The organism is Shewanella sp. 10N.286.52.B9, from assembly GCF_002873635.1.
Taxonomy (GTDB): Bacteria; Pseudomonadota; Gammaproteobacteria; order Enterobacterales; family Shewanellaceae; genus Shewanella.
Genome location: NZ_MCTY01000112.1, coordinates 1 through 2274, shown reverse-complemented (window position 1 = coordinate 2274; position 2274 = coordinate 1). Strand labels below are relative to the sequence as shown.

Below are 2274 nucleotides of genomic sequence, written 5' to 3'. Positions count from 1 at the left end.
CAATGATGGCATTGTATTTTGCTGATATTGCTATTGTTACCACCAACCCAGAAGTCAGTTCAGTACGAGATTCTGACCGTATTTTGGGAATGTTGCAAAGCCGTTCACGTCGAGCTGAACAAAATTTAGAACCTATTCAAGAGTTTCTATTACTAACACGTTATTCTCCTGCTAGAGTTAAAACAGGTGAAATGCTCAGTGTTGAAGATGTGAATGAGATTTTGGCAATTAAATTACTTGGGGTCATTCCTGAGTCACAAGCAGTGCTAAAAGCTTCAAACTCTGGTGTGCCAGTAATTATCGATGACGAAAGTGATGCAGGTCTTGCTTATGCTGATACTGTACAACGTTTACTTGGTGAAGAAGTACCATTTAGATTTCTGACAGAAGAGAAAAAAGGATTCCTAAAAAGGATATTTGGTAGCTAACTATGTCTATACTCGACTACTTTAAAAGTAACAAAAAAACCAACACAGCGGTCACAGCTAAAGAGCGTTTACAAATTATTGTTGCGCACCAACGTGGTGAACGTGACGCGCCAGATTATTTTCCGAAAATGAAACAAGAGATCCTTGAAGTCATTAGAAAATATGTACATATCTCTGAAGATCAGGTATCGGTTCAATTAGAACAAAATGATGAAAACCTATCTGTATTAGAACTAAATGTGACCTTACCTGAAGGTAAATAAGCCTGAGTTTGTACCTGAGCTTGTAAAAAATACTCTCTAGTCACAGAGCGTAAAGAAAAGCCAAGAGTTTACTCTTGGCTTTTTTGTAGCATCAATTTTTACACTTGATGTGTCTATTTAGCTAAACTTGATTGCAACTAGGGCATCTTTTACAAGCTTGGCGCGCCAGCCTTTTAATAACAATGGTTTTTCTGCAGGTTGCTTATTGTACAACCACATTAAAAACTCATGAATTAAACGTTTAGAACCGATAAACTCAATAGCAACGTCATGTTGTTCAGCCACCTGAATAAGAATATTTTTCACTTCTTTAAATGAGGCTTTGTAACCATTTTTCAGAGCGATTACATCTACTGCTTCAGGCAGATTGTTTAAGTCAGCAGTTTGTAACACTTTAATCAGTTCTTTACCGTGAAAGCGTTTTTCATGCTCTGTTAGATCATTTAGCTGATTAAGCTCAATCACTGTCTTAGGTTGTTTTTTAGCTAATGCAATTAAGGCATGATCTTTAATGATAAACCCAAGGGCTGAGTCTTTTTTCAACGCTTTTTGTAAGCGCCAAGTAGCTAATACTTTTAAGTAAGCGAGCTGCTGTGGAAATAGTTGAAACGCATTTTTCACTTTTAAATAAGCAAGCTCTTCATCAGGCGGAGTTAAACGCCCTTCTGTCATGCGCTCACCTTCTTCAAGTAGCCAATCCATACGGTTAGATTGTTGTATTTTCGCTAACAATTGCGGGTAAAGCTTGTAAAGGTAAAACACATCATTTGCAGCGTATTGCAGTTGTGCATCAGTCAGTGGACGTTTCATCCAGTCGGTGCGTGATTCACCTTTATCTATTTCGATATCTAAAAAGGTATTAACCAGTTTCGCGTAACCTAAACCATGCCCTAGGCCTGTAAAGGTCGCTGCAATTTGACTATCAAATAAGGGACTTGGCTGACATTGACCATAGCGCGCGAACACTTCTAAGTCTTCACTGCATGAATGAACAAGTTTAGTGATCTTCGTATCTGACAATAACTGCCAAAATGCTGATAAATCAGCTAAGGCAACGGGATCAATCAACGCTAGCGTCTTACCATCATAGGCTTGAATAAGCCCTAACTTTGCGTAATAAGTTCGTGTTCTAACAAATTCGGTATCAAGCACAAGTAATTCACTTTGCTGATACTGTGCTACTAATTTCGCTAAACTTTCTGGGTCGCTGATATATTCAAACGATAACAAAATACGCTCCAATTTTATCTTTTTAACCAATATAAAGCTAATAAAAAGCCGGCTATTGCCGGCTTTACTTTACGCTGATTTAACTTCGTCTCGAAGTTCTCGTCGTAAAATCTTACCTACATTGGATTTGGGTAACTCATCTCTGAATTCTACCAGTTTTGGTACCTTATATCCTGTTAAATGTTGGCGACAATGCTTAATGAGATCGCGTTCAGTCACAGTGTTATCTTTTGCAACGACAAAAATCTTAACTAATTCCCCGCTTGCATCATTTGGAACACCAACAGCAGCAACTTCAACCACTTTTGGGTGCAATGCCACCACGTCTTCCACTTCGTTAGGGAAAACATTAA

2 protein-coding genes and 2 pseudogenes are annotated in these 2274 nt (G+C 38.3%); 2 read left to right on the top strand and 2 right to left on the bottom strand.

The annotated features are described in order from the left end of the window. Positions 1-428: pseudogene (locus tag BCU91_RS07095) on the top strand (septum site-determining protein MinD); the annotation flags it as partial. 2 nt (positions 429-430) lie between these two features. Next, positions 431-691 (top strand): cell division topological specificity factor MinE, encoded by a 261-nt coding sequence (gene minE, locus BCU91_RS07090; RefSeq protein ID WP_076537720.1) that lies wholly within the window; start codon positions 431-433, stop codon positions 689-691. Between the two features lie 117 nt (positions 692-808). Here minE and rnd read toward each other — a convergent pair whose 3' ends face one another. Together rnd and BCU91_RS07080 are read right to left on the bottom strand one after the other, a co-directional pair. Next, entirely contained in the window at positions 809-1921 is a 1113-nt protein-coding gene (rnd, locus tag BCU91_RS07085) for a ribonuclease D (RefSeq protein ID WP_102476621.1), read from the bottom strand. 69 nt (positions 1922-1990) lie between these two features. Beyond that, positions 1991-2274, bottom strand: a pseudogene (locus BCU91_RS07080) (long-chain-fatty-acid--CoA ligase); the annotation flags it as partial.